Here is a 25,924-nt window from a genome sequence, read left to right as displayed (position 1 = left end):
TTGAAGTCGCGGTAACAAGGCTTTTACATGCCCTGGTAGATCGGCCCTTCGCCGCCCTGCGGTACCACCCAGTTGATGTTCTGGGTGGGGTCTTTGATGTCGCAGGTCTTACAGTGCACGCAGTTCTGCGCGTTGATCTGCAGGCGCGGACCGGCTTCTTCCTGGACGATCTCATACACTCCGGCCGGGCAGTAGCGCTGCTCGGGAGCGTCGTACTGGGCAAGGTTTAGCGCGATCGGCACGCTCGCGTCCTTGAGCTGCAGATGACAGGGCTGCTCTTCCTCGTGGTTGGTGTTTGACAGGAACACCGAGGAGAGACGATCGAAGGTGAGCACCCCGTCTGGCTTGGGATAGGCGATCTTCGCGCACTCGGCCGCGGGCTTGAGCGTGGTGTGGTCGGCGCTGTTGTGCAGGGTCCACGGCACCTTGCCGCCAAAGAGCTTCTGGTCGATGCCGAACAGCAAGGAACCCAGCCACAGGCCCTTCTTCATATAGGGCTTGAAGTTGCGCGTCTTGTGCAGCTCGGCGTACAACCAGGAGGCGCGGAAGGCTTGAGGGAAGGCGGTGAGTTCGTCGCGGCTGCGGCCGGCGGCCAGCGCAGCGAAGGCGGCTTCAGCGGCCAGCATGCCGCTTTTGATGGCCGCATGGCTGCCCTTAATACGGGCGGCATTCAGAAAGCCGGCGTCGTCGCCGATCAAGGCACCGCCGGGGAAAACGAGCTTGGGCAGGCTTTGCAACCCCCCAGCGGCAATTGCCCGCGCGCCGTAGGCCAGACGCTTGCCACCTTCGATGAATTTGCGGATCTCGGGATGGGTCTTATAGCGCTGCATCTCCTCGAAGGGCGATAGATGCGGATTGGTATAGTTCAGCCCCACCACGAAACCAATGGACACCAGATTGTCTTCGAGGTGGTAGACGAAGCCGCCGCCATAGGTAGCCGAATCCATCGGCCAGCCGGCGGTATGCACCACCAGGCCCGGCACATGGCGTTCGGCGGGCACTTCCCACAATTCCTTGATACCGATGCCGTAAGTTTGCGGGTCGACGCCTTCGCGCAGATTGAATCGGGCTTCGAGCTGCTTGCCTAGATGGCCGCGACAGCCTTCGGCGAACAGGGTGTATTTGGCGTGCAGTGCCATGCCCGGCTGGTAGTTGGGGCCGGGCTTGCCGTCGCGGGTCAGACCCATGTCGCCGGTGGCCACGCCCTTGACCGCACCGGATTCGTCGAACAGCACTTCGGCGCCGGCAAAGCCCGGATAGACTTCCACCCCCAATGCTTCGGCCTGCTCGCCCAGCCATTTGGCAACAAAGCCCAGGCGCACGATGTAGTTGCCGCCGTTGTGGAAGCTGTCTGGCAGCAGTGCGTTGGGGATTTGCCGACCGCCGGTTTCGGATAGAAATATCACCCGGTCTTCGGTGACCGCGGTTTTGATTGGCGCCCCCTTTTGCTGCCAGTCGGGGATCAGTTCGGTGAGCGCGCGCGGATCCATGACCGCGCCCGAGAGAATATGGGCCCCGATTTCCGCGCCTTTTTCGATCACACAGACCGACACGTCCGTGCCTTGGTCTTGTGCAAGCTGTTTGAGCCGGATTGCCGCGGCCAGGCCCGCCGGCCCGCCGCCTACGATCAGGACGTCAAACTCCATGGATTCGCGTTCCATCCTCTTCTCCTCGGTCTTGCCTTGTGCGCGTTGGTCTGGACTGCGGTACTGCACGCGGCAGTGTAATACGTTCGCCTTGGCGGCTCAGTCGATCTAACATACGGTGGCGTATGTTACATTACCGCATGACCAAGAACCAATAGAGGAGGCGACACCATGCACGCCGAGCGCAAGCTCCTGCTCACCACCCGCATCCCTGTGCGTTGGGGGGATATGGATGCCTACAACCATGTCAATAACACCGTGTATTTCCGCTACTTCGAACAGGCCCGGGTGGAATGGCTGGAAGCAATGAACTTTGCGGTGCGGCCGGATCGGACCGATGCACCGGTGATCATCAATGCCAGTTGCACCTTCCTGATTCCGGTGAATTACCCGGCCACGGTCGAAGTGCGCTTGTTTGCCGGCGATCCGGGGCGCAGCAGTGTGATGACCTGGTATGAGCTGCGTGTGGTGGGCGACGACAGGCTTTATGCCGAGGGCGCAGCTAAAGTGGTGTGGATGGATACCCGCACTGGTAAGTCGGTTCCGCTGCCGGATACACTGCGGGCGGTGTTCGAACAGCCGGCCCGATAGGCGCCGTGTGCGGTAAGGTCCGCGCCGGCACAACAAAACCATCCAATCAAGGAGTGAGGAGACCCTTATGAGCATCAAGGATCAGCCGCTCTGGCAGCCTTCGGCCGAGCGTGTTGCAGCAGCCCGTATCACTGAGTTCGCTCGGCGCGCGCAGAGCCGTTGGGGCGTGTCGTTACCGGACTATGCAGCGCTCTACGCGTGGTCGATCGATCAGCCTGAGCAGTTCTGGACCAGCGTTTGGGAATACGGCGGGGTGATTGGCGAGCGTGGCCAGACGGTTCTGATCGACCGCGAGCGGATGCCCGGCGCCAAGTGGTTTCCTGAAGCGCGGCTGAATTTTGCGCAAAACCTGTTGCGTTCCCGCGACGAACAGGACGCATTGGTGTTCTGGGGCGAGGACCGGGTCAAGAACCGTATGAGCCGCGGTGAGTTGTATTGCCGTGTGGCGCAGTTTGCCGCGGCGCTGCGCGAACAGGGGGTGGGCAAGGGCGACCGGGTGGCCGCTTATATGCCCAACATGCCGGAAACCGTGATCGCCATGCTGGCGGCGGCGAGCATCGGCGCGATTTTCACCTCCGCCTCACCGGACTTTGGTGTGCAAGGTGTGCTCGACCGTTTCGGTCAGACCGAGCCCAAAGTGCTGATTGCCTGCGATGGCTATTACTACAACGGTAAAACCGTCGATTGCCTGGGCAAGCTGGCCGAGATTGCCGCCAGCCTGCCTTCGCTCAAACGTGTGGTCGTCGTGCCCTATGTGTATGCCCAGCATGAACTATCCGCGATTGCTCATGCACGCATGCTGGTCGATTTTGTTGCACCGCATCAAGCGGTGACCGAAATCGTTTTCGAGCCGCTGCCCTTCGATCACCCGCTCTACATTATGTATTCCTCGGGAACCACCGGGGTTCCGAAGTGCATCGTGCACAGTGCCGGTGGCGCGCTCTTGCAGCACCTCAAAGAGCACATGTTGCACACCGATGTGAAGCCGGGCGACCGGCTGTTCTACTTTACGACTTGCGGTTGGATGATGTGGAACTGGCTGGTTTCCGGCCTGGCGGCTGGGGCGACGCTGTTGCTCTATGACGGATCGCCTTTTGCCGGTGGCAACCGCATTTTGTTCGATTACGCCGATGCCGAAGGGATGACGCATTTTGGCACTTCGGCCAAGTTCATCGACGCCTGCGCCAAATTCGGCCTGAAACCCAAGCAGTCGCACAGTCTGGCCACTGTGCGGGTGCTGATGAGTACCGGCAGTCCGCTGGTACCTGAAGGTTTCGACTATGTGTACCGTGACATCAAGGCGGATTTGCAGCTCTCCTCGATTTCCGGCGGCACCGATATCTTGTCCTGCTTCGTGCTCGGTTGCCCGATTCTGCCGGTCTGGCGGGGTGAAATCCAGTGCCGTGGCCTGGGCATGGCGGTCGATGTTTGGGATGACGATGGCCGCCCGGTGCGCGGGGAAAAGGGCGAGTTGGTGTGCACCCAACCCTTTCCGGTTATGCCGATCGGTTTCTGGAATGATGCCGATGGCGCCAAGTACCGTGCCGCCTATTTCGAGCGTTTTCCAAACGTCTGGTGCCACGGCGATTTTTGCGAGATCACCGAGCATGGCGGCGTGATCATTTACGGGCGCTCGGACGCCACCCTCAATCCGGGGGGGGTGCGCATCGGCACAGCAGAGATCTACCGTCAGGTCGAAAAGCTCCAAGAGGTGGTGGAGTCATTGGTCATCGGTCAGGATTGGCAAGGCGATGTGCGGGTGGTGCTGTTTGTCAAGCTGCGCGACGGACTGGTGCTGGATGATGATCTGGTGCGCCGCATCCGCCAGACGATTCGTGACAACACCACGCCGCGCCATGTGCCGGCCAAGGTGCTTCAGGTGGCCGATATTCCGCGCACCAAGAGTGGCAAGATCGTCGAATTGGCAGTGCGCAACGTGGTGCATGGCCAGCCGGTGAAAAACATCGAAGCATTGGCCAATCCCGAAGCACTGGCGCACTTCAGGGACCGCGCCGAGTTGGCTAGCTAAGGAGATGCGCCATGCTGATGAGCGCGCAAGACTGCAGTGTGCTGATCGTGGATGTGCAAAGCCGCCTGGCGCCGGCCATCCACGAGGGCGCGCAGATCGTAGCCCATTGCGTTTGGTTGGCCCGTTTGGCCGAACGTGTCGGCGTGCCGGTCGTGATCACCGAGCATTGTGCTGAAAAGATCGGTCCCACGGTCGATACGCTGCGTGCGGCGGCTGCCGCTGCCCAGGTTGTCGGTAAAGAAGCTTTTTCCGCCCATGCGGATGGCTGTCTGGCGACGACCGCGGTCGATCGCCGCCGCCAGGTGGTGGTATGCGGCACCGAGGCGCATGTCTGCGTGCTGCAGACTGCGCTGGACCTGCGCTGGGCGGGTAAGGAGGTTTTCGTGGTGGCCGATGCCGTGGGCTCACGATCCCCGGCCAACCGGGATCTGGCGCTTGCGCGCATGCGCCAGCATGGCATCGAGATCGTCTCGCGGGAGATGGTGGCCTTTGAATGGTTGCAACGCGGGGGAACGGCGCAGTTTTCGGCAATCAACCGCGAATTCATCCGTTGATCGCTGTAGTCGGGGCCGCACGCTGCACCGCTTGCATTGCCGCTAGCGTGCCAAAGGTTTATAATTGAAAAGATTTTATAGGCCCGCCCATTGTGGCGGGCCCCGGCTGTTTCCAGTTGAATTCAACAGGGATGGGCGTTTCGCCCATTTTTTATTTGTGGGCGGGCAAATGAATCTGCAAGGTTTGGTCGAGCAGGTCGTCGGCGGGCTTGGCTTCGAGTTGGTGGATTTGGAGGTGTCCCCGAAGGGGCGTCTGCTGCGCGTATTCATCGATATCGAGCGGGGCGTGACCGTGGATGACTGCGCCACGGTCAGCAACCAGCTAACCCGGGTGTTCGAGGTCGAGAATGTCGACTACGACCGTCTGGAAGTGTCATCCCCTGGACTGGATCGGCCGCTCAAGAAACTGGCCGACTTCGAGCGCTTTGCCGGGCAAGAGGCCCAGGTGAAGTTGCTGGCCCCTGTTGGCAATCAAAAAAATTTCATGGGTGTGCTCGGTGGTGTGAAGGACGGTGCCGTTGTGCTGAGTACCGAAAAAGGTGAATTTGTCTTTGCCTTTGACCAAATCGACAAGGCACGCCTTGTTCCCAAGTTTTGAGCATTCGGATGTGGAGGTTTTGAGGAAATGAGCCGCGAAATTCTGCTGCTTGTAGATGCCCTGGCGCGTGAGAAGAACGTTGCCAAGGACATCGTGTTCGCTGCGCTGGAATCGGCGCTCGCTTCCGCAACCAAGAAGCGCATCCATGATGACGCGGACGTGGTGGTCCGCATCGATCGGGCAACCGGTGATTACGAATCGGTCCGTCGCTGGTTGGTCATGCCCGATGAGGAAGTGACCAATGACGCGGCCGAGATGGGCATCATCGACGCGCGTGAAATCAAGCCCGATGTTCAGATCGGCGATTACATCGAGGAGTCGCTGGAGTCGATCGATTTCGGTCGTATCGGCGCGCAGGCCGCCAAGCAGGTGATTTTGCAGAAAATCCGGGATGCCGAACGCGAGCAGGTGCTCAACGATTTTCTAGAGCGCAAAGAATTTCTGGTGTCCGGCTCGATCAAGCGCATGGAGCGTGGTAACGCCATCATCGAGGTTGGCCGCTTGGAGGCGGTACTGCCACGCGATCAGATGATCCCCAAGGAAAACCTGCGCGTGGGCGACCGGGTCAAGGCCTATCTGCTGCGTGTCGACCGCAGTGCTCGCGGTCCGCAGTTGATCTTGTCGCGCACCGCGCCGGAATTTCTGATGAAGCTCTTCGAGCTCGAAGTGCCTGAAATCGAGGACGGTTTGCTGGAAATCAAAGCGTGCGCGCGCGATCCGGGGCTGCGTGCCAAAATCGCGGTCAAATCCAACGATCCGCGTATCGATCCGATCGGCACTTGTGTCGGTCTGCGCGGTTCGCGCGTGACCGCGGTGCGCAACGAAATCGGCGGCGAGCAGATCGATATCATCGTGTGGTCGCCGGAACCGGCCCAGTTCGTCATCGCGGCGCTGCAGCCGGCAGAAGTGGTCTCCATCGTGGTGGACGAAGAGTCCCATGCGATGGATGTGGTGGTCGATGAAAACAACCTTGCTATCGCCATTGGTCGCAGCGGCCAGAACGTCAAGCTTGCTTCCGAGCTGACCGGCTGGACGATCAACCTGATGAGTGAGGCAGAGTCGGCCGAAAAATCCGAGCGCGAACGCCAGGCGCTGCGCAGCTTGTTCATGACCAAGCTGGATGTGGACGATGAGGTGGCCGATATCCTGATCGACGAAGGCTTTTCTTCGCTGGAAGAAATCGCCTATGTGCCCTTGGCGGAAATGCTCGAAATCGAGGCTTTCGACGAGGAAACGGTCACCGAGCTGCGCAATCGCGCGCGCAACGTCCTGCTCACCGAGGCGATCGTGACCGAGGAGCAACTGGAAAAAGTCTCCGACGATCTGCTCGGTCTGGAAGGCATGGACAAATCTCTGGCCGCGGCGCTGGCCGGTCAGGGCATTCGCACCCGTGACGAGCTTGCCGATCTGGCGGTGGATGAACTGGTCGAACTCGCCGGGATTGACGAAGAACGAGCCAAGGCGCTGATTTCGACCGCCCGCGCCCATTGGTTCGAAGAATGACGGGAGGGCATAGATGGAACAGATGAGCGTGACCCAGTTTGCCGGCGAACTCAAAATGCCGGCTGCGGTGCTGCTCGAGCAACTGAGGCGGGCCGGTGTCGAGAAGACCGGCGCCGATGACCTGTTGAGCGAACAGGACAAAGCCCGGTTGCTTGAATACCTTCGTCGGTCGCATGGCGATACCGAGCCCAAGGGCAAGATCACCCTGACCCGCAAGCAGACCACCGAGATCCGCGCCACCGATTCGACCGGCCGGGCGCGCACCGTACAGGTCGAGGTGCGAAAAAAACGCACGTTCGTCAAGCGTGAAGAGTTGCTTGCCGAGCTACAGGCTGATGCGGAAAGCGTGGGCGTCGCACCTGCTGCGATTCCCGTGCCGGCGCCGGTGTCGGCGAGCGAACCGAGCGCCGAGCCGGACACCGTGGCCCCGGTCGCCGCATCCGAACCGGCACCTCAGCCGGATAGCCCGAGCAGTAGAGCGCCCGAGCCGGTCGCCGAGCCGGTGCCGGAGCCGCTTGCTCAGGCGCCGCAGGCAGACGAAGCCGCCGAACCGGTGAGCGAACCTGCCGCCGATGACAAGGCGCATGACGAGCCGCCAACCCCGGCCAAGCCCGCCGCACCGGTGTCGATCGCTTCACTGCTGAGCGAGGAAGAACTGGCCGCGCGGGAGCGCGAGGAGCGCCGGCAGCGCGAGTTGCTCGAACGTCAGGCGGCCGATCTTCGCGCCCGTCAAGAGCGCGAGGTCGCGGCGCGTGCGGCTGCCGAAGCCCGTAAGATGGAAGAAGCGGCCCGCGCCCGGGCGGAGGCCAAGAAAGCCGAGCAGCCCAAGGCTGCCCCCAAGGGGGCAAGCGGCACGCTGCATCGCCCCGCCAAGGCCGATGACAAAGGCGGCAAAGAGGGCAAACGGGGCGGCGGGCGCGATGCGCGCGACACCGACGATGTCAAGCGTCGCGGCGGACTCAAGACGCGCGGCGAAATCGGCGGTGGCGGCGGCTGGAAAGGGGTCAAAGGCGGTGGCCGGCAAGGTGGTCGCCACCACGGCGATGAGCGTGCTGGTTTCCAGGCTCCGGTCGAGCCGGTAGTGCGCGAAGTGCACGTGCCTGAAACCATCACCGTGGCGGATCTGGCCCACAAAATGGCGGTCAAGGCGACCGAGGTGATCAAGACCCTGATGAAGATGGGTACCATGGTCACCATCAACCAGGTGCTGGATCAGGATACCGCAATGATCGTGGTCGAGGAGATGGGCCACAAGGCGGTTGCGGCCAAGCTCGACGATCCGGACGCGTTCCTGGAAGAGAGTACCGAGCACAAGGACGCCGAACTCAAGCCGCGTGCGCCGGTGGTGACGGTCATGGGTCATGTCGACCATGGCAAGACCTCGTTGCTGGACTACATTCGCCGCGCCAAAGTGGCTGCGGGCGAATATGGCGGCATTACTCAGCACATCGGCGCCTACCATGTCGAGACCGCGCGCGGCATGTTGACCTTCCTCGATACCCCGGGCCATGAAGCCTTTACCGCCATGCGCGCACGGGGTGCCAAAGCCACCGATATCGTGGTGCTGGTGGTGGCTGCCGATGACGGCGTGATGCCGCAAACCCGCGAAGCCATCCACCACGCTCAGGCCGCTGGCGTGCCGTTGGTGGTGGCGGTCAACAAGATCGATAAGCCAGAGGCCAACCCTGAGCGTGTCAAACAAGAACTGATCGCTGAGAGCGTAGTGCCGGAAGAATATGGCGGGGATGTGATGTTCGTGCCGGTGTCGGCAAAGACCGGTGCGGGGATCGATGACCTGCTCGAAGCCATCTTGCTGCAGGCCGAAGTGTTGGAACTGAAAGCACCGGTGGATACCCCGGCCAAGGGGTTGATCATCGAAGCGCGCCTAGACAAGGGGCGCGGCCCGGTGGCCTCCATGTTGGTGCAATCGGGCACCTTGAGAAAAGGTGATGTGCTGCTGGTCGGCGCCACCTTTGGCCGTATTCGGGCGATGCTCGACGAAAACGGCAAACCCATTGACGAGGCCGGCCCTTCGATTCCGGTTGAAATTCTCGGTTTGTCGGATGTGCCGGGCGCGGGCGATGAAGCCATCGTACTGCTCGATGAGAAAAAAGCGCGTGAAATCGCGCTGTTCCGTCAAGGCAAGTTCCGCGATGTCAAGCTGGCCAAACAGCAGGCCGCTAAGCTGGAGAACATGTTTGAGCAGATGGCCGAGGGCGAAGTCAAGACCTTGTCCCTCATCATCAAAGCGGATGTGCAAGGCTCCCAAGAGGCCCTGGTGCAGGCGCTACAAAAGCTCTCGACCGATGAGGTCCGGGTCAACGTCATCCACGCTGCGGTCGGCGGCATCACCGAATCGGACGTGAATCTGGCGCAAGCCTCCGGTGCGGTCATTTTGGGCTTCAACATCCGCGCCGACGCGGGTGCGCGCAAGCTGGCCGAAAATTTCGGCGTCGATATCCGTTACTACAACATCATCTACGATGCGGTGGATGAGGTGAAAGCGGCACTGTCTGGCATGCTGGCGCCGGAGAAACGCGAGGAAATCATCGGTCTGGTGGAAATCCGCCAAGTGTTCAATATTTCCAAGGTCGGCGCGGTGGCTGGCTGCTACGTGCTCGAGGGCGTGGTCAAGCGCGGCTCTTCCGCCCGCCTGCTGCGCAACAATGTGGTGGTGTGGACCGGAGAGCTGGAGTCGCTCAAGCGCTTCAAGGATGACGTCAAGGAAGTCAAGGCCGGCTATGAGTGCGGCTTGCAATTGAAGCACTACAACGACATCCACGAAGGCGATCAGCTCGAAATCTTCGAGGTGCGCGAAGTGGCGAGGACGCTTTGACCATGCCCAAGGAGTACTCGCGCGGCCAGCGTGTGGCCGAGCAAATCCGCCGCGAGCTGGCCGAGTTGATCCGGCTGGAGGTGAAGGACCCGCGCATAGGCATGATCTCGCTTACCGACGTGGAGCTCACGCCGGATTACGCGCATGCCAAAGTCTTTTTCACTTCCATGACCGGTGAAGAAGGATTGGATGACATTCTTGCCGGTTTGCAGCGCGCCAGCGGTTTTTTGCGCCGCGAACTGGGCCGGCGGGTGCGCATCCACACCACGCCGGCACTGCATTTTTACTACGATAAATCGCTGGAGCAGGGCAGTCGCTTGTCGCGTCTGATCGATGAAGCGGTGCGCCAGGACGAAGCGCGTCAGCAATCCCAGTCGAACTCGGGGCCTGGTCTATCCGGGCAAAACAGCGCCCCCCCGGACGATTGAGCGCGACCCGGTGGGTGTGGTGTTGCCCTCCTGCCGTCGACCTTCCTGTCGTTGCCGCTTTTTTTCTTGAACCGCATGTCATCCCGCCCACCGCGCCGACCGGTCGACGGTCTGCTGCTGCTCGATAAACCCCAGGGCTTGAGTTCCAATGCTGCCTTGCAACGCGCCAGGTGGTTGTTCAAAGCCGCCAAGGCCGGGCATACCGGTACCCTAGATCCGATGGCAACCGGATTGCTGCCGCTCACCTTCGGTGAGGCGACCAAGTTTTCGCAACTGTTGCTCGAGGCCGATAAATGTTACGAGGCGGTTCTGCGACTCGGGGTGGAGACCGATACCGGGGATGCCGAAGGCCAAGTCATCGCCACCGCGACCGTGGCGGTCGACCGGCGTACCGTGGAGTCGGCGCTGGCGCGTTTTCGTGGCGAAATCGAGCAGATACCGCCGATGTATTCGGCGCTCAAACGTGACGGCAAACCTTTGTATGAATACGCGCGCGCGGGTATCGAAGTCGAGCGCGCGCCACGCTTGGTGCGCATCCATACCTTGGTGTTGCTCGATTGCGACGGCGATACGCTCAGCCTGCGCGTCGATTGTAGTAAGGGCACCTACATTCGCACCTTGGCCGTCGACCTCGGTCGGGTTTTGGGGTGTGGCGCTCACCTGATGGCGCTACGCAGAACCCGGATCGGGCCGTTGAATTTGTCCGCGGCGGTCACTCTCGAAGCGCTCGAAGCCGCGCCTGAAGGTCCTGCTCGCGACGCAATGCTGGCGCCGGTCGATACCTTGGTTGCCCATTTGCCCGCTATCGAACTTGACGCGGTGTGCGCTGCAGCGATCATGCAAGGCCGTCAGTTGCCCTTGCCAGGCACCAAGGCGGGGCAACTGCGCCTGTATGCCGCCGGGCGTTTTCTGGGAATCGGGCAAACCGATGGGCAGGGCCGTTTATTACCCAAACGTCTGGTGGCAAACGGCAAGGTGGGCTCGGCGCTGGGGTAAAAACAGGGACGTGATTGAAATTCATATCAAGCGTCCGTTATAATCCGCCTCTTCTGATTGACAGAAATAACAGAGAAAACACGCACATGGCTCTCGATACCACTACCAAGGCGCAAGTCGTTGCCGAATATCAGCGCGCCAAGGGCGACACCGGTTCCCCGGAAGTTCAGGTGGCCCTTCTGACTGCGCGCATCAACGGCCTGACCGGGCACTTCAAGGCCAACGCCAAGGATCACCACTCCCGCCGCGGGCTCCTCAAGATGGTCAGCCGTCGTCGCAAGCTGCTGGACTATCTGAAGCGTACCAACGCCGACAGCTATCGCACGCTGATTGAGCGCTTGGGTCTGCGCAAGTAAGCCTTCAGCCGTGACGAGTCCGACAGCGCCGAAGCCGGACACGGCAAGCTAAGCCAGCAAAGCCGGGATGTGCCCCTCGGGCCGACCCGGCTTTGTCACTTCTGCGCTGCAGGCATCCCTGAAGAAGCAGTTGTAGTCTGCTGCATTGATCGATAAAGGAATATCCCTTGCCTTACGCCATCAAAAAAACATTCGCCTACGGCGCCCATACCGTTACGCTGGAAACCGGGGAAATCGCCCGCCAGGCTGGCGGTGCCGTCATCGTCAACATGGACGACACCGTGGTATTGGCCACTGTCGTGGCTGCCAAAGAGGCCAAGCCGGGTCAGGATTTCTTTCCGCTGACGGTCGATTATGTCGAAAAGTTCTATGCCGCTGGCCGCATCCCCGGCGGCTTCTTCAAGCGCGAAGGGCGCCCGACCGAAAAGGAAATCCTGACTTCCCGGCTGATCGACCGTCCGATTCGTCCGCTTTTCCCGGACGGCTTCTACAACGAAGTGCAGGTCATTGCCACGGTGCTGTCGCTGAATCCGGAGATCGATCCCGACATTCCGGCAATGATTGGCTCCTCGGCCGCGCTCGCACTGTCTGGCATCCCGTTCAATGGTCCGATTGGCGCGGCACGCGTAGGCTATGCCAACGGCCAGTATTTGCTCAATCCGACCGCCGAGCAACTCAAGACGAGCGAACTGAACCTGGTGGTTGCCGGTACCGAGGCCGCAGTGCTGATGGTCGAATCGGAAGCCAAGGAACTTTCCGAAGAGGTCATGCTGGGCGCGGTCGTTTTTGGTCATGAGCAGATGCAGCACGCCATCCGTGCGATCAATGAGCTGGTCGAGGTCGCCGGCAAGCCCGAGTGGGATTGGCAGCCGCCGCCGGTCAATGAACCCTTGATTGCCCGCATCACCGAACTGGCGCAGGCCGATCTGGAGCAGGCGTTCAACATCACCAGCAAGCAGGCGCGTAGCGAACGCTTGGCCGACATCCGTAAGCGCGTCATTGCGGAACTGACCGAAGGGGTGGATAACCCGCCGTCGGTCAATGAGATCAAAGACATCTTTTTCAGTCTCGAATCCAAGATCGTAAGGAGTCGTATCCTCAATGGCGAGCCGCGGATCGACGGGCGCGATACCCGGACCGTGCGGCCGATCGACATCCGGGTCGGTGTATTGCCGCGCACGCATGGCTCGGCGCTGTTTACCCGTGGCGAGACCCAGGCGCTGGTGGTGGCTACGCTGGGCACCGGTCGCGACGAGCAGATCATCGACGCGATCTCCGGGGAGTATCGAGAAAACTTCATGCTGCACTACAACTTCCCGCCGTTTTGCACCGGGGAGACCGGCCGCTTTGGCGTGACCAAGCGCCGTGAGGTCGGTCACGGTCGCCTGGCTAAGCGTGCTTTAGTGGCTGCTTTGCCCTCCAGTGAAGAATTCAGCTACACCATCCGCCTGGTGTCGGAAATCACCGAGTCCAACGGCTCTAGTTCGATGGCCACGGTGTGCGGCGGGTCGCTTGCGCTGATGGATGCGGGCGTGCCAATGAAAGCGCATGTCGCCGGTATTGCCATGGGGCTGATCAAGGAGGGTAACCGCTTTGCCGTGCTGACCGACATCCTGGGTGACGAGGATCATCTTGGTGACATGGATTTCAAGGTCGCGGGGACCGAAAAAGGTATTACCGCCTTGCAAATGGACATCAAGATCCAGGGTATTACCAAGGAAATCATGCAGGTTGCGCTGGCGCAGGCCGGCGAGGGTCGCTTGCATATTCTGGAGAAAATGAAGGCGGCGCTGGGCGCGGCGCGTGGCGAGGTTTCCGAGTTTGCCCCACGCATGATCACCATGAAGATCAATCCGGAAAAAATCCGCGACGTGATCGGCAAAGGTGGTGCGGTCATCCGTGCGCTGCAGGAAGAGACCGGCGCGGTCATCGAAATCGAAGATGACGGCACGGTGACGATCTCCTCAGTCAGCGGGGACAGCGCCCAGGCTGCCAAGGAAAAAATCGAGGCAATTACCGCCGAGGTCGAGGTTGGCAAGGTCTATGAGGGCACCGTGGTGCGTCTGCTCGATTTCGGCGCGATTGTGAACATCATGCCGGGCCGTGACGGTCTGTTGCACGTCTCCCAGATTGCCAACGAGCGCATAAATAACGTGGCCGACTATGTCAAAGAAGGCCAGGTGGTACGGGTCAAGGTGCTGGAAACCGATGAGCGTGGCAAGATTCGTCTGTCGATGAAAGCCCTGTTGGAGCCGCAAAACGCTGGCTAAGGCAATCGCTTGAAGTCGGTAACAACAAAAGGGACGCGGTGAGCGTCCCTTTTTATTTGTTGCGGCAGTCGCGAAAATTATCTGGGTTACTTGGCGATTTGCCGTTCACGCATTTCCTCCAGCGTTTTGCAGTCGATACACAGCGTGGCGGTGGGGCGGGCTTCCAGGCGCTTGAGGCCGATTTCCACGCCACAGTTGTCGCAATAACCGTACTCGCCGTCCTCGATGCGCTTGAGCGCTTCGTCGATTTTCTTGATGAGTTTGCGTTCGCGATCGCGGTTACGCAACTCCAAGGCGATGTCCGATTCCTGGCTGGCGCGATCATTGGGGTCGGCAAATACCGTGGCTTCGTCTTGCAGTGTGTGCACCGTGCGTTCGATGTCGTCCATCAGCTCGCGCTTGAGCGTGTCGAGGATGTTACGGAAGTGTGTCAACTGCTTCTCGCTCATATAATCCTCGCCCTTGGCGGGAACATAGGGCGGAAACTGCTTGTGCAGGATGTCTTCTGCCATGACTACGACTTCCGTTTTTTAGGGAAGCGTTTTAATAGCAGAAAGGTTCGGGGCCGGCAAGCCGCGCATATCGGTAAAGGGAAATTTCTAGCGGTCGCCGTGGACCGTCGGAATATGCTGTGTTTTGCGCCGGTAAGTTGTTCGTGCTCAGACGTCGCATTCAGACGTTTGACGCCTTTCTGTGGAGTGTGTATGATTCGCCGCTCTCGGGGTGTAGCGCAGTCCGGTAGCGCGCTTGCTTTGGGAGCAAGATGTCGGGGGTTCAAATCCCTCCACCCCGACCAGCTCACCCCATGATGCCCGCGCGGAATCTGCCCGTAGCTCAATTGGATAGAGCACCGGCCTTCTAAGCCGGGGGTTGCAGGTTCGATCCCTGCCGGGCAGGCCAAAGTAAAAAGTTTTTCGGGCCTCGGCGTTTGCCGAGATCCTGATGGTGGCGGCATTAGCTCAGTTGGTAGAGCGTTGGATTGTGGCTCCAAAGGTCACCGGTTCGAGACCGGTATGTCGCCCCAAGTATCATGCAAACAAAGCGCCGGCCTTCGGGCCGGCGTTTTTTGTTTTGTGCTCGCTTCGCGCGTCAGAAGCGTGCGCGAAAATGCCACTCACCAGCGGTAGAGGTGTTGACGACCGCAAGCCGGGTGGCTTCGTCGATCTGAGGATCGTCCATCTCATAGAGCCCACATAACCGCAGGGCGCGACGCACGTCGATGCGTGGGCCGAGATATTCATACACGACCCGGGCGCAACACGGCATGCGCTCGCCGCTGCCCGACACACCCAATTTGAGCCCGGCCAGGCGGGTGACCCGGTTCTTGAACGAGGGAAAAAGAATGGTTTGGGTGATTTCCAAACCGGTCAGCGTCTCATAATCGGTGAGAAAAATTCGGTCGGTGAGAAAGTGCGCAGTGCCTAGGTAGATGCCGTGATAAGCCTTCTCCCGCGGATGCTCGATCAGCCGCTCGGTACGCTGGTAATAAATTCCTTCCTCGCGCTGTTCCAGGCATACCAGGGTGCGTAGGATGCGTCCCGGGCAGGCCATCGACAGATAGGTCTCGAAGTAGTACCCCAGATACTTGTCTAGCCCGGCGCTGCCGATCTCGCGCAGCCGCGCCAAATGGGGCGCTTCGGGTGCGTTTGAAGCCGGCACCGCGCCGCTGCGCGGACGCACTTGCACCAGGCGCTGGAATTGTGCGCTGGGCAGCATGATCTCGTGTTCCTCGACACCGAAAAAATCGCAGAAACGGCGCAGCGTGTTTGCTGCCGGCAGATGGCGTCCGCTCAGATAGCGATTGAATTGCGGTCGGTTGATGCCGATTCGGCGGCAGACCTCGGCGATCGAGCGATAGTAACTGCATAGCAGGCGCAGGTTGCGGGCAAAGTCTTCGTTCATGGCAGACAACTATTGCAGCGGCGGCTGCGGCGAATGAAAGTGGCGCAGTATGGCGCATTTTGTGCGTCAAGTCGCGACGAATTGAATCAGCTTGGCAAATTCAATCCGTGCCTATCGCTTGGTCAAATGCGCATTCCATATCAAACGACAACAGCGGCCGTGCGCCGCAATGGAGACCCGTATGCACACTTTCTCGAATTCCTCACGCCCTGCGGGCGACATGATCGGCCATGGGGGCCGCCGATGGGGAGGATGCCGCCATGCTTGATCTGCTCAATGATCTGTTGTGGAGCAAAGTGCTGATCGTGGTGCTGATCGGCCTGGGCCTGTTGTTTACGATCAGCTCACGCTTTGTGCAGTTGCGCTATTTTGGTCGCATGTTCCGCATTTTGAGTGCCAACCAGGCATTCTCGCGCGACAAGCATGGGCATTTGTCCTCTTTCCAGGCGCTGATGCTGTCAGTGGCCGGCCGCGTGGGCGGTGGCAACATCGCTGGCGTGGCGGTGGCGATCACTCTTGGTGGGCCGGGGGCGGTTTTCTGGATGTGGGTGGTCGGCCTGATCGGCATGGCCACCAGCTTTTTTGAATGCACGCTGGCGCAGGCTTATAAGCGGGCCGAGCCGGACGGCACCTACCGCGGCGGGCCGGCGTATTACATCACCCGCGGCATGGGTGCGAAGTGGGCATGGCTGGCTGGATTGTATTCGGCGCTGCTGCTGGTCACCTTCGGCTTTGGTTTCAATGCGCTGCAGTCGTACTCGGTAGCCACATCCTTGGAAGATGCATTCGGCATTCCGGTACTGGCCAGTGGCATAGGTTTGGCTGCGGTGCTGGCAGCCATTGTGGTCGGCGGGGTCAGGCGGATCGCGGTAGTGGCCGAAGTGTTGGTGCCGGTGATGGCCATTGGTTACCTGGCAATCGCGCTGGCGGTGGTGGCTTTGAACCTGGAGGCTCTTCCCGCGGTGTTTGTGCTGATCGTCAAGAGCGCCTTCGGCCTGGAGCCGGCGATCGGCGGCGGCATCGGCGCAGCCATCATGATGGGGGTCAAGCGGGGGCTGTTTTCCAACGAGGCTGGACTGGGTAGCGCGCCCAATGTGGCTGCGGTGGCCTATGTGCCGCACCCGGCCAGCCAGGGTGTGGTTCAGGCTTTTTCGGTGTTCATCGACACGTTGGTGCTGTGTTCCTGCACCGCCTTCATCGTGCTGTTGGGCTCGGTGTACCAGCCCGGCGTGACCAGTGAGGTCGGTGGCGTGGCGCTGACACAGGCTTCGCTGGCCGGCCATGTCGGTGAGTGGGGGCGGGTGTTTGTCAGCGTTGCGTTGATGCTCTTCGGCTTCACCACGGTGATCTACAACTACTACCTTGGTGAAAACAGTCTGGCTTTTTTCAGCGAACGTAATCCGCTGCTGATCGCGTTGTATCGTGTGGTGGCAATCGGTTTGTGCGGCTGGGGCGCGACCACCGACCTGGGGACTGCCTTTGCCTTTGCGGATGTCACCATGGGCGCGCTTGCTCTGGTCAACTTGTTTGCGTTGGCCATGTTGTTCAAGCGTGGATTGCGCTTGATGCGTGATTTCGACGAGCAAATCGCTGCCGGTGTGGATGAGCCGGTGTTCGATGTGACCAAGTTTGCCGACCTGAACATCGATCCGCAGGCGTGGACGCTCGAAGAGGAAGACGCGCAGCGCGCTGCTCATGCACGGCTTCGCACCGCTTGATCCCGTGTGGCGGCCTGCCGTCGCTTACTAAGCGATGGCAGGCTCTTCCGAACAGTTGAGGAGCAACACAACGATGACGACCCGCATCGAACACGATTTGCTCGGCGACATGGAATTGCCTGCCGAGTGCTGGTTTGGCATTCAGACCCAGCGTGCGGTGGATAACTTTGCGATTACCGGGGTGCCGATCAGTCACTTTCCCCATTTCATCAACGCGCTGGCAATGGTCAAGGCTGCCGCCGCGCGTGCCAATTGCGAACTCGGCTTGCTGCCGCCGCACAAGGCCGAGGCCATCATTGCCGCCTGCGAGGACATCATGCGCGGTCGCCTGCATGAGGCGTTCGTGGTCGATCTGATCCAGGGCGGCGCCGGTACCTCGACCAACATGAATGCCAATGAGGTGATCGCCAATCTTGCGCTGGAAAAGCTGGGTTACCCCAAGGGGGCGTATGAGCACCTGCATCCAAACGACGATGTGAATAAATCGCAGTCGACCAACGACGCCTATCCCACGGCGGTGTGTGTCGGTTTGCAGTTCGCTACCGAGCCGCTGATCGAGGCGATTACCAGTCTGAAGTCAGCCTTGGCGGAAAAGGGCCGGGAATTTGCCGATGTGCTGAAAATGGGGCGCACCCAGTTGCAAGATGCGGTGCCCATGACCTTGGGTCAGGAGTTTGACGCCTTTGCGGTGAATCTCGGGGAGGATATCGACCGCTTGCGCGAAGTCTGCGTGTTGTTGTGCGAGGTCAACCTTGGCGGTACTGCGATCGGCACGGGTATCAATACCCATCCGGACTACGCTCGGCTGGCGGTGCGCCATCTTGCCGAAATTTCCGGTAAGCCGATTGTGCCAGCCGCGAACCTGGTCGAGGCGACCTCGGATATGGGCGCTTTCGTGTTGTTTTCCGGGGTGTTGAAGCGGCTGGCAGTCAAGCTTTCCAAACTTGCCAACGATTTGCGCTTGCTCTCCAGCGGTCCGCGTACCGGTCTGGGTGAAATTCACTTGCCGCCGATGCAGCCGGGTTCGTCGATCATGCCCGGCAAAGTCAATCCGGTGATCCCGGAAGCAGTGAATCAGACTGCTTTCCAGGTCATCGGTAACGACTTGGCAGTGACCTTGGCGGCCGAGGCCGGCCAGTTGCAACTCAATGCCATGGAGCCGCTGATCGTCTATAACCTGTTTTCTTCGCTGAAAATGCTTGCTACCGCCTGCCGTATGCTGGAAGTGCGCTGCATTCGCGGTATCCGCGCCAATCGCGAGCAGTGTCGGGCTCATGTCGAGCGCAGTATCGGCGTGGTCACCGCGTTGGTGCCGTATATCGGCTATGCCAATGCTTCGCGCATTGCTGCTCAGGCACTTACCAGTCAGGCCACGGTGTGCGAGTTGGTGATTGCCGAAGGCTTGCTTTCGGCCGAGCAAGTCGATCGGCTGCTTAGTCCGCAGGCCATGTTGGCGCCGCAGGTTGCCGCGTGAGTCGGCCGCGCGTCCTGGTGCTGTATGCCGGCGGCACCATCGGCATGGTGCCGTCGGCACGAGGCTATCGGCCGATGGCCGATTTTGCTGCGGTGTTGCGCCGGCAGTTGGCCGCGTTTGCCGGCCTGCCGGCCTGGGAGGTGGTGGAGCTGGCTCAGCCGATCGACAGCGCCAATTTGCAACCCGCGCACTGGCGGGAAATTGCGGCCGAATTGGTGGCGCGCTGGGAGGAATGGGACGGCTTCGTGGTGCTGCATGGCACCGATACCATGGCCTGGAGTGCTTCGGCACTGTCCTTCATGCTGCAAGGTGCAGACAAACCCGTGATTTTCAGCGGCGCGCAGATCCCACTCGGTCAGCCGCGCAGCGACGCGCCAGCCAATTTGCAAGGTGCACTCGCACTGGCTGCCGACCCACGCATCCGCGAGGTGGCAATTTATTTCGGCAACCGGCTGTTGCGCGGCAACCGTAGCCGCAAGGTACACGCCGACCGTTTGGCGGCTTTTGAATCACCCAATTATTTGCCGCTTGCCGAAGCCGGCATCGGGATCGTCGTGCATGAAGACCGTCTGCTGCGTCCTCGGGCGCGGGAGTTCCGGCTACCGGTGTTCGACCCTTCTGCGGTGGCGGCACTGACCGTCTACCCGGGTTTGTCGGCATCGGTGCTCGAAGCCTTGCTTGCCGATCCAGCGCTGCGGGCGCTTGTGCTCTGTAGCTACGGCGTGGGCAACGCCCCCACGGCCGATGCGCCGTTGCGGACGCTTTTGGGCGCTGCGGTGGCACGCGGTGTGGTGGTGGTCAACATCACCCAGTGCGCCACCGGCAGCGTGGTGCCGGGCAGCTACGCCACCGGGTCGGCGCTGGCCGAAATTGGCGTGGTGGCGGGTGCCAATCTCACGCTGGAAGCCGCATTTGCCAAGTTACATGTATTGATTGCGTGCGGGCTGGATGCAGCGCAGATCCGAACACAATTTTGCCGTCCCGTGTGCGGCGAACTGGACTGATGCGGGTATGGACTTGATGGGGGTCAATCACACCGGCACTGCGCACCGCTAGCATGACAGCCGTTGGCCTTTTCAAAGACCATCCCCTACAGATCAGGAGACTGTTCGATGAAGTTCAAAACCTTAGGCATCGCTGCATTTCTCACCGCGCTGTTGGCGGCATGCGGCCAGGATGCGCCGCCACCCGCACCGGCTTCTGCGCCTGCACCGGTGGCCGCGGCGCCTGCACCGGCATACGCCCCGGCTGCCACGCCGGTCAATACCGCCGGAGAGAGCGTGTATAAAAAAACCTGTGCCATGTGTCATGGCGCCGGGGTGGCCGGCGCGCCCAAGCTTGGCGATAAGGCGGACTGGGGCCCGCGCCTGGCACAGGGCATCGATACCCTCTACAAACACGCCATCGAAGGCTTCACGGGCGAGAAGGGCATGATGCCGCCGCGCGGTGGCGGCGCCTCGCTGACCGATGATGAGGTCAAGGCGGCAGTAGATTACATGGTCGCCAAAGTGCAGTGATACCGTTTTCGGTCGGCGGGATGCCGGCTGCGGATGTCATCGACCGGGGAGCCCAGCGGCTCCCCGTATGTATTTTCAGCGGGCGACAGCGGCTAAGGCGCCAAGCGCCATGATGATGCGCCAGCGCATCGGGCGCATGAATTTAGTGCGCGTGGTTGGCGGTGCGCAGCTTGGCAACGCGTGCCGGGGTGATGTCGGCAAAGGCGGCGACTTCGCCACCTTGGGTAGCGGCAAACGCACTGGCTTGGTCGCGGCTGGCAAATGCCGGCAGGTCAGGGCCGCGCATCGGCCCGCGCACCGCCGAACCGAGGACGAAATAGGCTTGGTGCGCAGCGATCCAGCGACCGGTATCGAAGTCGGTCACGTACAGGGCGGCGACCGTGTTGCCGGCACGTTCCGGGTCGTAGCGTGCAGTGTCGCCAAGGAAAATAAATAGATCGACCGGGGAGTCGAAGAAATGCGCTGCGCCGTCGGCAAAGATGAGCTGTGCCGCCCAGCGGGGGTAGCGCGCCGGATACATGCCGCAGACCGGGCAGCGTGCCTGCGCCGGCACCGGGCGGGCAGCGTGGATGTGCAGGCCCGCGGCGGGGTCCCACGGCAGCGCGGCGGCGAGGCGCGCCGCGGGCACGATGCAGAGATCCTCGGCCGGCGGTATGAAGTCGGCGTTGCGCGAGCTGCCCTGGGGCAGCATCGCCAGTACCGCACCGAAGCCGAAGCAGGCCAAGGCCAAGCTGCCAAGTAAGCGCGGGGATTTCAGCAGCGGGTTCATTTGTGTGCGGTGAGCAGCGGATCGTCACGCAGCGCGCCGATCACTGCCTGCAGGTTGTCCCAGGGCGGCTGGCCGGGGCGGGTCAGCGGATCGTCGGTGACGCGGCCGTCGGCGCGGTGCAGGTGTTGCGGGCCGGCACCGAGGCCGCGGTGGCCCGGCGCGGTGTCGATACCCAGTTGCTGGCCGTCGGCGGTCTTCCAGCGCAGCGAGTAGGCGGTGGGTGAGGCATAGTGGACGGTGAGTTCGACCCCGTTGGATAGCCGCAGCAGTAGCGCGTCCTGGCGCAACTCGGGCGGTGCGGAGAACATCTGGCCGACCTCTTTGGTGAGGGCTTCGTACAGCGTCAGATGGCAGGCCGCAGGTGCTTCGATTGCGGGCTGATTGTCTCTGAGGCGGGCCGCCATCAGGGTGCGCGCGGCCTTGCGGGTCTCATCCAGGATGCAGACGGCAAGATAGTGCTCATAGGTCGGGTGTTCGCATTGGCCGGCGGCGGTCATGGTTTCGATGCGCGCGAGCAGTTCGGCCGGATCGTCGGTATGGTAGGGCTCCAGAAGCAGCCGGCGGTATTCGCGCGCTTCATACATCACACGAGCCAGTTGCTCGATCTCGGCGGCTTGCTCGGGTTCCAGGGCGTCAAAAAAGCTGTCCATGCGCTTACATCCTTTGGTCGTGGAGGGCACCACCGTCGAGCACCACCATGTCGGGCGTGATGTCGGCAAATCGCAGCACATTGCCGCCATATTCTTCGGCAAACTTTCTGGCGTCGCTTTCTTGAGCAAAACTGCCGATGGTGGGGCCCATGGAGCCCAATCGCTTGGAACCGACCACGTACCAGGCGCCGCGTGCGTCGATCCAGTGGCCGATCGGTGCGTCCCAGTTGGCCTTGCCCATGTCCTGCACGAACAGCCCACGCACCGTGCGCACCTGCTCGGGGTTCAAATAGATGGAGAACATCTCCACGGTGTCGCAGAAGAAGTCGGGCTCGGCGCGGCCCTGGTAGTGGATCTGCGCCTTGGGGCCGGGGTAGTCGGCAAGCAGCATGCCGTCGAGCGCGCAGGCGGTGCTGCGGTCGATCTCGACCGGCACCAGCGCGCTGCCATCGGTCGATGACTGCCCGCATGCGGCCAGCAGGCCCGAGGCGGCCGTTGCCGCCAGGAAGCGGCGGCGGCTGATGCAGCGGTGATGGTTGCACATGGGTTTTCTCCAGGTTTGCGCCGGTCTTGTGCCGGCCTTCATTTGCCGAAGCGCCAGCTCGCCACGCCCAGCGGCGCGGCGATCCAGCCCAGCATGACGAGGGTGAGCAACCAGGGTTCGGCCAAGGTGGGCGGGAAAACCGTAGCCAGGCCGTACAGGGTGCGCACGTCGTCCATGCTGAAGATGTTGAGGATGCGGAACACGTCCGCCGGGTTGAGCAGCAGCAGCCAGGGCAGCGCTTCGCCACCGAATTGGCCGCCGGTCAATACCAGCGCGCCGAGCAGCAGCAGGTCGAACACCAGCACGAAGAAGAACCACATGGCGATCGCCAGGCCCGAGGCGCGGGTGCGGTCGGCAGCGAACACCGAGAGCATCACAGCGAGGCTGAGGAAGGCCATGCCGAGCAGCACCGAGCTCACCATGAAGCCGAAGTAGTGAAACAGCGCGGCAAGGTCGAGTTGTGCCGAGAGCACCACCGCCACCAGGCCGAAGCCGGCTACGGTGGAAAACGCCAGCGCGGCGGCCAGCCCCAGGTACTTGCCGAGGATGAGCTCGAAGCGGGTGATCGGCATCGACAGCAATAGATCGAGCGAGCCGCGTTCGCGCTCGCCGACGATGGCGTCGAAGCCCAGCACCAGGGCGATCAACGGGATCAGGTAGATCACCAGGCTGACCAGGCTGGCGATGGTGAGCTCAATCGAGCGGAAACCCACCGTGCCTTGTTGGGCGGCGCCGAAGTAGGCGATGACCAGTGCGAAGGCGGTAAACACCAGGGCCACGGCCAGCACCCAGCGGTTGCGGATGCGGTCCCAGAATTCCTTGCCGGCGATGGTGGCGATTTGCGAGAACTCCATGCTGTGTCCCCTTTTCAGTCGGAAAAGCCGAAGAACACGTCTTCCAGCGAGGGTTCGCGCACATGCAGATCACGCACACGACTACCCAAGGCGGCCAGCGCAGCCAACACTGCCATCTTCGATTCGCGCCGTACCTGCACCGCCACATGGCCGTCGCGCGCCTCGATGGTGCCCACTGGCAAGCTGCCGAGAGCGTCGCGCACCGCGGCAAAATCAGCCTCGGCGATGTGGACGTCGAACCACAGCGGCAGGTCCATCTGCTCGCGCAGGTCCTGCACCGTGCCCAGCGCCTGTACCTTGCCGGCGGCCATGATCGCCAGGCGGTCGACCCTTTGCTGGATCTCGGCCAGGATGTGCGAGGTAATCACCACGGTCACGCCCTCGGCACGCAGGCCGCGCAGGATGAGGTAGAACTCGCGTATCGCCTCCGGGTCCAGGCCGGTGGTCGGTTCGTCCAAAAAGAGAATTTGCGGATGTCCGAGCAGGGCCTGGGCAAACCCTAAACGCTGGCGCATGCCCTTGGAGTACTCGCGCACCCGGCGGCCGGCGGCGTGAGCCAGACCGACGCGCTCCAGCACTGCGCCGCAGCCGCCACTTTGCACGCCCTTCAGACGGGCGAAGAAGTGCAGCGTCTCCAGGCCGGTGAGGTTGTCGTAGAGCACGACGTTCTCCGGCAGGTAGCCGATCTTGCGTCGCACGGCACGGAAGTCGCGCCCGCCGACCGCGGTGCCGTCGATGCGGATCTCGCCGCGGCTCACCGGCACCAGGCCGAGCATCATCTTGAACAGGGTGCTCTTGCCTGCGCCGTTGTGGCCGATCAGGCCGAAGAGTTCTCCGCGGCCCACGGCGAGATCCACGCCGTCGACCGCACGCACCGCGCCGTAGTGGCGCGCCGCGCCGCGCACTTCGATTACCGCGTCCTGCGGCGCGCGCTCGGCGGCCTGGCCAATGGCTTCAGCGGCTGCCGGGGTAGTGCTTTCCACGCCAGTTTCTCCAGTTATCGTTATTTGGCTGCATGCGCGGATTCGGGTCGACCACGCTGGGTGCACGCAGCAGGGGGAACTGCTGGCCGACCAGGCGCAATGTCTGCACCGCGGGGCTGGCGAGCAGCAGTTTCATCATCGGGTGGCGCCAGGACAGACGGTCGACCAGGTCGTTGGCCTCGTAGGGCACATCGCCCAGACCGTCGCCGTTGCGGTCCCAGCCCAGGTAGTTGCTCCAGTGGTTGCCGGATTCTTCGCCCCACACCATGTCGCGGGCACCCACGTAGCGCACCTGCTCACGGTTGGCGACAAAGTCGTTGCCTTCGACCACGTTGTTCTTGGAGCCGGCCCACAGGTGCACGCCGACGATGTTGTCGGTGATCAGGTTGTCGCGCAGGGTGTTGTACTCGGCGTCGTAGATGAAAAAACCGCGGGCGTTTCCGGCCAGCACATTGCCTTCCACCTTGGAGTCCTGGATGGTGCGCAGCATGATGCCGTGGTCCGAATTGGCCCAGACACGGTTGTTGCGCACCACCTGGTCACGTACTTCCATCAGCGCCAACCCGCCGCGGTTCATCCACACGTCGTTGTCCTCCCACAGGTTGCGGTAGGAGTTCATGTAGTGGGTGCCGTAGCGGCTGTGGTGCAGCTTGTTGCCGCGGAAAATGGCGTCGTGGGTCACATCGACGTAGAGCGCATCGCGCACGAAGCTGATGTTGTTGTCAAACACCCGTGCGCGTCGCGTGTTGTAGAGCTGGATGCCGTTGCCGCGCATCGGCGAGCGGTATTCGCGCTTGCCGGTGATCACGTTGTTTTCGATCAGCACGTCGTCGGCGCCTTCCACCCACAAGCCGAACAGGTTGTAGGTGAGGTCGCAGTTGCGCACCACGGCCCGATGCGCGCCCGGCCAGATGTAGATGCCTGCGTTCTGGTCGAGCAGGCTGTCGCCGGAGTCGCTGACGATCAGCCCGTCGATCACCACGTCCTCGGCGGTGATGCGGATGGTGTCGCCCTTCAGGCCGCCGCTCACCGTCGGGCGGTCGATGCCGCGCAAAGTCAGTGGTTTTTCGATCAGCAGGTTCTCAAAGTAGCGCCCGCGGTGGATCTCGATCACGTCGCCGGGCGCGGCGCGGTCGATGGCGGCCTGGATGGAGTCGCCGGGGTGAACCTGCAAGCTCGCGGCAGCGGCCAGTCCAGGCAGTAGCGTGAGCGCCAGCGCAGCGGCGAACAGGCGGAGCAGGGCAAAGGCCCCCGAAAGCGATGTCATCGTGCGGATGGCCTCAGACGACCAGCATGCCGGCGGACTTCAGCGCGATGAACAGGCCCGCGCCGATCAGCAGGTTTTTGAAGCCGACATAACACACCATGTCCATGGCAGTCGCCTTGCGGTAACAGCGGCCCCACCACGGACCTTCTTTGACATAGGGTTTGGCGCCCAGACGCACCAGCACCTCGAACACGCTCCAGCTCACCCACCAGCCGATGATGGCGCCCGCGTCCAGGCGGCCCATCGCCGCAAGGATCCACATCACCGTGGCGCCGGCAGCCAGCGCCAGGCCGGCGGTCTGAATGGCCTTCTGGTGCGAGAAGCCGGCCCGGCTCCATGGCCACAGGTGGTCCCATACTTCAGCGGCGAGTCGGCCCAGAGGGCCGCGAGCGGCATAGGGCGGTTCGACCGGATCGGTAGGCATCGTCGGGTTGACCAT

Annotated in this window: 24 protein-coding genes and 3 tRNA genes; 17 read left to right on the top strand and 10 right to left on the bottom strand. The window is 61.8% G+C overall.

What is annotated here, in order from left to right:
• Positions 1-23: 23 nt before the first annotated feature.
• Entirely contained in the window at positions 24-1,661 is a 1,638-nt protein-coding gene (locus DIE29_RS09080; RefSeq protein WP_114649707.1) for an electron transfer flavoprotein-ubiquinone oxidoreductase, read from the bottom strand.
• A gap of 156 nt (positions 1,662-1,817) precedes the next feature.
• On the opposite strand from DIE29_RS09080, the gene DIE29_RS09075 reads away from it, so the two are divergent.
• The 10 genes from DIE29_RS09075 to pnp all read left to right on the top strand — a co-directional run bounded on the left by DIE29_RS09075 (position 1,818) and on the right by pnp (position 13,807).
• A complete protein-coding gene (locus DIE29_RS09075; protein WP_102041414.1) occupies positions 1,818-2,237 on the top strand; it encodes an acyl-CoA thioesterase in 420 nt (139 codons plus the stop codon).
• A gap of 67 nt (positions 2,238-2,304) precedes the next feature.
• Entirely contained in the window at positions 2,305-4,266 is a 1,962-nt protein-coding gene (locus DIE29_RS09070; protein ID WP_102041415.1) for an acetoacetate--CoA ligase, read from the top strand.
• An 11-nt stretch (positions 4,267-4,277) separates the two neighbouring features.
• Positions 4,278-4,820, top strand: a complete 543-nt coding sequence (locus DIE29_RS09065) for a hydrolase (RefSeq protein WP_102041416.1) — start codon at positions 4,278-4,280, stop codon at positions 4,818-4,820.
• 169 nt (positions 4,821-4,989) lie between these two features.
• A complete protein-coding gene (gene rimP / locus DIE29_RS09060; protein WP_114649706.1) occupies positions 4,990-5,418 on the top strand; it encodes a ribosome maturation factor RimP in 429 nt (142 codons plus the stop codon).
• 27 nt (positions 5,419-5,445) lie between these two features.
• Positions 5,446-6,921 (top strand): transcription termination factor NusA, encoded by a 1,476-nt coding sequence (gene nusA / locus DIE29_RS09055; protein ID WP_102041418.1) that lies wholly within the window; start codon positions 5,446-5,448, stop codon positions 6,919-6,921.
• 13 nt (positions 6,922-6,934) lie between these two features.
• The gene (infB, locus tag DIE29_RS09050) at positions 6,935-9,757 is read left to right on the top strand and encodes a translation initiation factor IF-2 (RefSeq protein ID WP_114649705.1); all 2,823 of its coding nucleotides are present in this window, start codon (positions 6,935-6,937) and stop codon (positions 9,755-9,757) included.
• Positions 9,758-9,759: 2 nt separating this feature from the next.
• The gene (rbfA, locus tag DIE29_RS09045) at positions 9,760-10,185 is read left to right on the top strand and encodes a 30S ribosome-binding factor RbfA (RefSeq protein WP_114649704.1); all 426 of its coding nucleotides are present in this window, start codon (positions 9,760-9,762) and stop codon (positions 10,183-10,185) included.
• A 75-nt stretch (positions 10,186-10,260) separates the two neighbouring features.
• Complete coding sequence (gene truB / locus DIE29_RS09040; RefSeq protein ID WP_114649703.1) at positions 10,261-11,181, top strand: tRNA pseudouridine(55) synthase TruB; 921 nt, start codon at positions 10,261-10,263, stop codon at positions 11,179-11,181.
• Positions 11,182-11,267: 86 nt separating this feature from the next.
• The gene (gene rpsO / locus DIE29_RS09035) at positions 11,268-11,537 is read left to right on the top strand and encodes a 30S ribosomal protein S15 (protein ID WP_102041422.1); all 270 of its coding nucleotides are present in this window, start codon (positions 11,268-11,270) and stop codon (positions 11,535-11,537) included.
• A gap of 167 nt (positions 11,538-11,704) precedes the next feature.
• Positions 11,705-13,807, top strand: coding sequence for a polyribonucleotide nucleotidyltransferase (gene pnp / locus DIE29_RS09030; protein WP_114649702.1), 2,103 nt, complete (start codon positions 11,705-11,707; stop codon positions 13,805-13,807).
• 86 nt (positions 13,808-13,893) lie between these two features.
• Here the strand turns inward: pnp and dksA are convergent, their stop codons facing one another.
• Positions 13,894-14,319 (bottom strand): RNA polymerase-binding protein DksA, encoded by a 426-nt coding sequence (gene dksA / locus DIE29_RS09025; protein WP_114649701.1) that lies wholly within the window; start codon positions 14,317-14,319, stop codon positions 13,894-13,896.
• 207 nt (positions 14,320-14,526) lie between these two features.
• Here dksA and DIE29_RS09020 point away from each other — a divergent pair.
• From DIE29_RS09020 to DIE29_RS09010, 3 genes are all read left to right on the top strand, one after another.
• A tRNA-Pro gene (locus DIE29_RS09020) sits at positions 14,527-14,603 on the top strand.
• 27 nt (positions 14,604-14,630) lie between these two features.
• Positions 14,631-14,707, top strand: a tRNA-Arg gene (locus DIE29_RS09015).
• Positions 14,708-14,755: 48 nt separating this feature from the next.
• A tRNA-His gene (locus tag DIE29_RS09010) sits at positions 14,756-14,831 on the top strand.
• Positions 14,832-14,896: 65 nt separating this feature from the next.
• Here the strand turns inward: DIE29_RS09010 and DIE29_RS09005 are convergent.
• On the bottom strand, positions 14,897-15,709 hold the full coding sequence (locus tag DIE29_RS09005) for a helix-turn-helix domain-containing protein (protein ID WP_114649700.1): 813 nt from the start codon (positions 15,707-15,709) through the stop codon (positions 14,897-14,899).
• A gap of 260 nt (positions 15,710-15,969) precedes the next feature.
• Here DIE29_RS09005 and DIE29_RS09000 point away from each other — a divergent pair, with 260 nt between their 5' ends.
• From DIE29_RS09000 to DIE29_RS08985, 4 genes are all read left to right on the top strand, one after another.
• Positions 15,970-17,427, top strand: a complete 1,458-nt coding sequence (locus DIE29_RS09000; protein WP_114650296.1) for an alanine/glycine:cation symporter family protein — start codon at positions 15,970-15,972, stop codon at positions 17,425-17,427.
• Between the two features lie 73 nt (positions 17,428-17,500).
• The gene (locus DIE29_RS08995; RefSeq protein ID WP_114649699.1) at positions 17,501-18,901 is read left to right on the top strand and encodes an aspartate ammonia-lyase; all 1,401 of its coding nucleotides are present in this window, start codon (positions 17,501-17,503) and stop codon (positions 18,899-18,901) included.
• Positions 18,898-19,905 (top strand): type I asparaginase, encoded by a 1,008-nt coding sequence (locus DIE29_RS08990; RefSeq protein WP_102041427.1) that lies wholly within the window; start codon positions 18,898-18,900, stop codon positions 19,903-19,905. Before DIE29_RS08995 ends, DIE29_RS08990 begins: the two co-directional genes overlap by 4 nt.
• Before the next feature lie 108 nt (positions 19,906-20,013).
• Entirely contained in the window at positions 20,014-20,418 is a 405-nt protein-coding gene (locus DIE29_RS08985; protein WP_102041428.1) for a c-type cytochrome, read from the top strand.
• Positions 20,419-20,560: 142 nt separating this feature from the next.
• Here DIE29_RS08985 and DIE29_RS08980 read toward each other — a convergent pair whose 3' ends face one another.
• The 7 genes from DIE29_RS08980 to DIE29_RS08945 are packed head-to-tail and all read right to left on the bottom strand — an operon-like array spanning position 20,561 to position 25,924.
• Positions 20,561-21,187, bottom strand: a complete 627-nt coding sequence (locus tag DIE29_RS08980) for a nitrous oxide reductase accessory protein NosL (RefSeq protein WP_102041429.1) — start codon at positions 21,185-21,187, stop codon at positions 20,561-20,563.
• On the bottom strand, positions 21,184-21,837 hold the full coding sequence (locus tag DIE29_RS14830) for a hypothetical protein (protein WP_237269433.1): 654 nt from the start codon (positions 21,835-21,837) through the stop codon (positions 21,184-21,186). The genes DIE29_RS08980 and DIE29_RS14830 overlap by 4 nt, the downstream gene beginning before the upstream one ends.
• A gap of 4 nt (positions 21,838-21,841) precedes the next feature.
• A complete protein-coding gene (locus DIE29_RS08965; RefSeq protein WP_102043149.1) occupies positions 21,842-22,381 on the bottom strand; it encodes a nitrous oxide reductase accessory protein NosL in 540 nt (179 codons plus the stop codon).
• A gap of 38 nt (positions 22,382-22,419) precedes the next feature.
• The gene (locus tag DIE29_RS08960; RefSeq protein ID WP_102041430.1) at positions 22,420-23,235 is read right to left on the bottom strand and encodes an ABC transporter permease; all 816 of its coding nucleotides are present in this window, start codon (positions 23,233-23,235) and stop codon (positions 22,420-22,422) included.
• 14 nt (positions 23,236-23,249) lie between these two features.
• Positions 23,250-24,185, bottom strand: coding sequence for an ABC transporter ATP-binding protein (locus DIE29_RS08955; RefSeq protein ID WP_114650295.1), 936 nt, complete (start codon positions 24,183-24,185; stop codon positions 23,250-23,252).
• Positions 24,186-24,189: 4 nt separating this feature from the next.
• Complete coding sequence (locus DIE29_RS08950; RefSeq protein ID WP_114649698.1) at positions 24,190-25,485, bottom strand: nitrous oxide reductase family maturation protein NosD; 1,296 nt, start codon at positions 25,483-25,485, stop codon at positions 24,190-24,192.
• Between the two features lie 13 nt (positions 25,486-25,498).
• Positions 25,499-25,924 (bottom strand): transcription regulator, encoded by a 426-nt coding sequence (locus DIE29_RS08945; RefSeq protein WP_114649697.1) that lies wholly within the window; start codon positions 25,922-25,924, stop codon positions 25,499-25,501.

This window comes from Pseudothauera hydrothermalis (assembly GCF_003345255.1).
Lineage (GTDB): Bacteria > Pseudomonadota > Gammaproteobacteria > Burkholderiales > Rhodocyclaceae > Pseudothauera > Pseudothauera hydrothermalis.
The sequence above is the reverse complement of the archived record's forward strand: the minus strand, read 5'-3'. Positions and strand labels throughout refer to the sequence as shown.

Excerpts from the sequence above, each read along its gene's own strand:
- DIE29_RS09065 (WP_102041416.1), top strand. The coding sequence starts at position 4,278 with ATGCTGATGAGCGCGCAAGACTGCAGTGTGCTGATCGTGGATGTGCAA.
- DIE29_RS09070 (WP_102041415.1), top strand. The coding sequence starts at position 2,305 with ATGAGCATCAAGGATCAGCCGCTCTGGCAGCCTTCGGCCGAGCGTGTT.
- DIE29_RS08965 (WP_102043149.1), bottom strand. The coding sequence starts at position 22,381 with ATGTGCAACCATCACCGCTGCATCAGCCGCCGCCGCTTCCTGGCGGCA.
- infB (WP_114649705.1), top strand. The coding sequence starts at position 6,935 with ATGGAACAGATGAGCGTGACCCAGTTTGCCGGCGAACTCAAAATGCCG.
- DIE29_RS08995 (WP_114649699.1), top strand. The coding sequence starts at position 17,501 with ATGACGACCCGCATCGAACACGATTTGCTCGGCGACATGGAATTGCCT.
- DIE29_RS08960 (WP_102041430.1), bottom strand. The coding sequence starts at position 23,235 with ATGGAGTTCTCGCAAATCGCCACCATCGCCGGCAAGGAATTCTGGGAC.
- rpsO (WP_102041422.1), top strand. The coding sequence starts at position 11,268 with ATGGCTCTCGATACCACTACCAAGGCGCAAGTCGTTGCCGAATATCAG.
- DIE29_RS08950 (WP_114649698.1), bottom strand. The coding sequence starts at position 25,485 with ATGACATCGCTTTCGGGGGCCTTTGCCCTGCTCCGCCTGTTCGCCGCT.
- DIE29_RS08945 (WP_114649697.1), bottom strand. The coding sequence starts at position 25,924 with ATGGTCAACCCGACGATGCCTACCGATCCGGTCGAACCGCCCTATGCC.
- nusA (WP_102041418.1), top strand. The coding sequence starts at position 5,446 with ATGAGCCGCGAAATTCTGCTGCTTGTAGATGCCCTGGCGCGTGAGAAG.
- rimP (WP_114649706.1), top strand. The coding sequence starts at position 4,990 with ATGAATCTGCAAGGTTTGGTCGAGCAGGTCGTCGGCGGGCTTGGCTTC.
- DIE29_RS09080 (WP_114649707.1), bottom strand. The coding sequence starts at position 1,661 with ATGGAACGCGAATCCATGGAGTTTGACGTCCTGATCGTAGGCGGCGGG.
- DIE29_RS08980 (WP_102041429.1), bottom strand. The coding sequence starts at position 21,187 with ATGAACCCGCTGCTGAAATCCCCGCGCTTACTTGGCAGCTTGGCCTTG.
- rbfA (WP_114649704.1), top strand. The coding sequence starts at position 9,760 with ATGCCCAAGGAGTACTCGCGCGGCCAGCGTGTGGCCGAGCAAATCCGC.
- dksA (WP_114649701.1), bottom strand. The coding sequence starts at position 14,319 with ATGGCAGAAGACATCCTGCACAAGCAGTTTCCGCCCTATGTTCCCGCC.
- DIE29_RS09075 (WP_102041414.1), top strand. The coding sequence starts at position 1,818 with ATGCACGCCGAGCGCAAGCTCCTGCTCACCACCCGCATCCCTGTGCGT.
- DIE29_RS09000 (WP_114650296.1), top strand. The coding sequence starts at position 15,970 with ATGCTTGATCTGCTCAATGATCTGTTGTGGAGCAAAGTGCTGATCGTG.
- DIE29_RS09005 (WP_114649700.1), bottom strand. The coding sequence starts at position 15,709 with ATGAACGAAGACTTTGCCCGCAACCTGCGCCTGCTATGCAGTTACTAT.
- DIE29_RS08985 (WP_102041428.1), top strand. The coding sequence starts at position 20,014 with ATGAAGTTCAAAACCTTAGGCATCGCTGCATTTCTCACCGCGCTGTTG.
- DIE29_RS14830 (WP_237269433.1), bottom strand. The coding sequence starts at position 21,837 with ATGGACAGCTTTTTTGACGCCCTGGAACCCGAGCAAGCCGCCGAGATC.
- truB (WP_114649703.1), top strand. The coding sequence starts at position 10,261 with ATGTCATCCCGCCCACCGCGCCGACCGGTCGACGGTCTGCTGCTGCTC.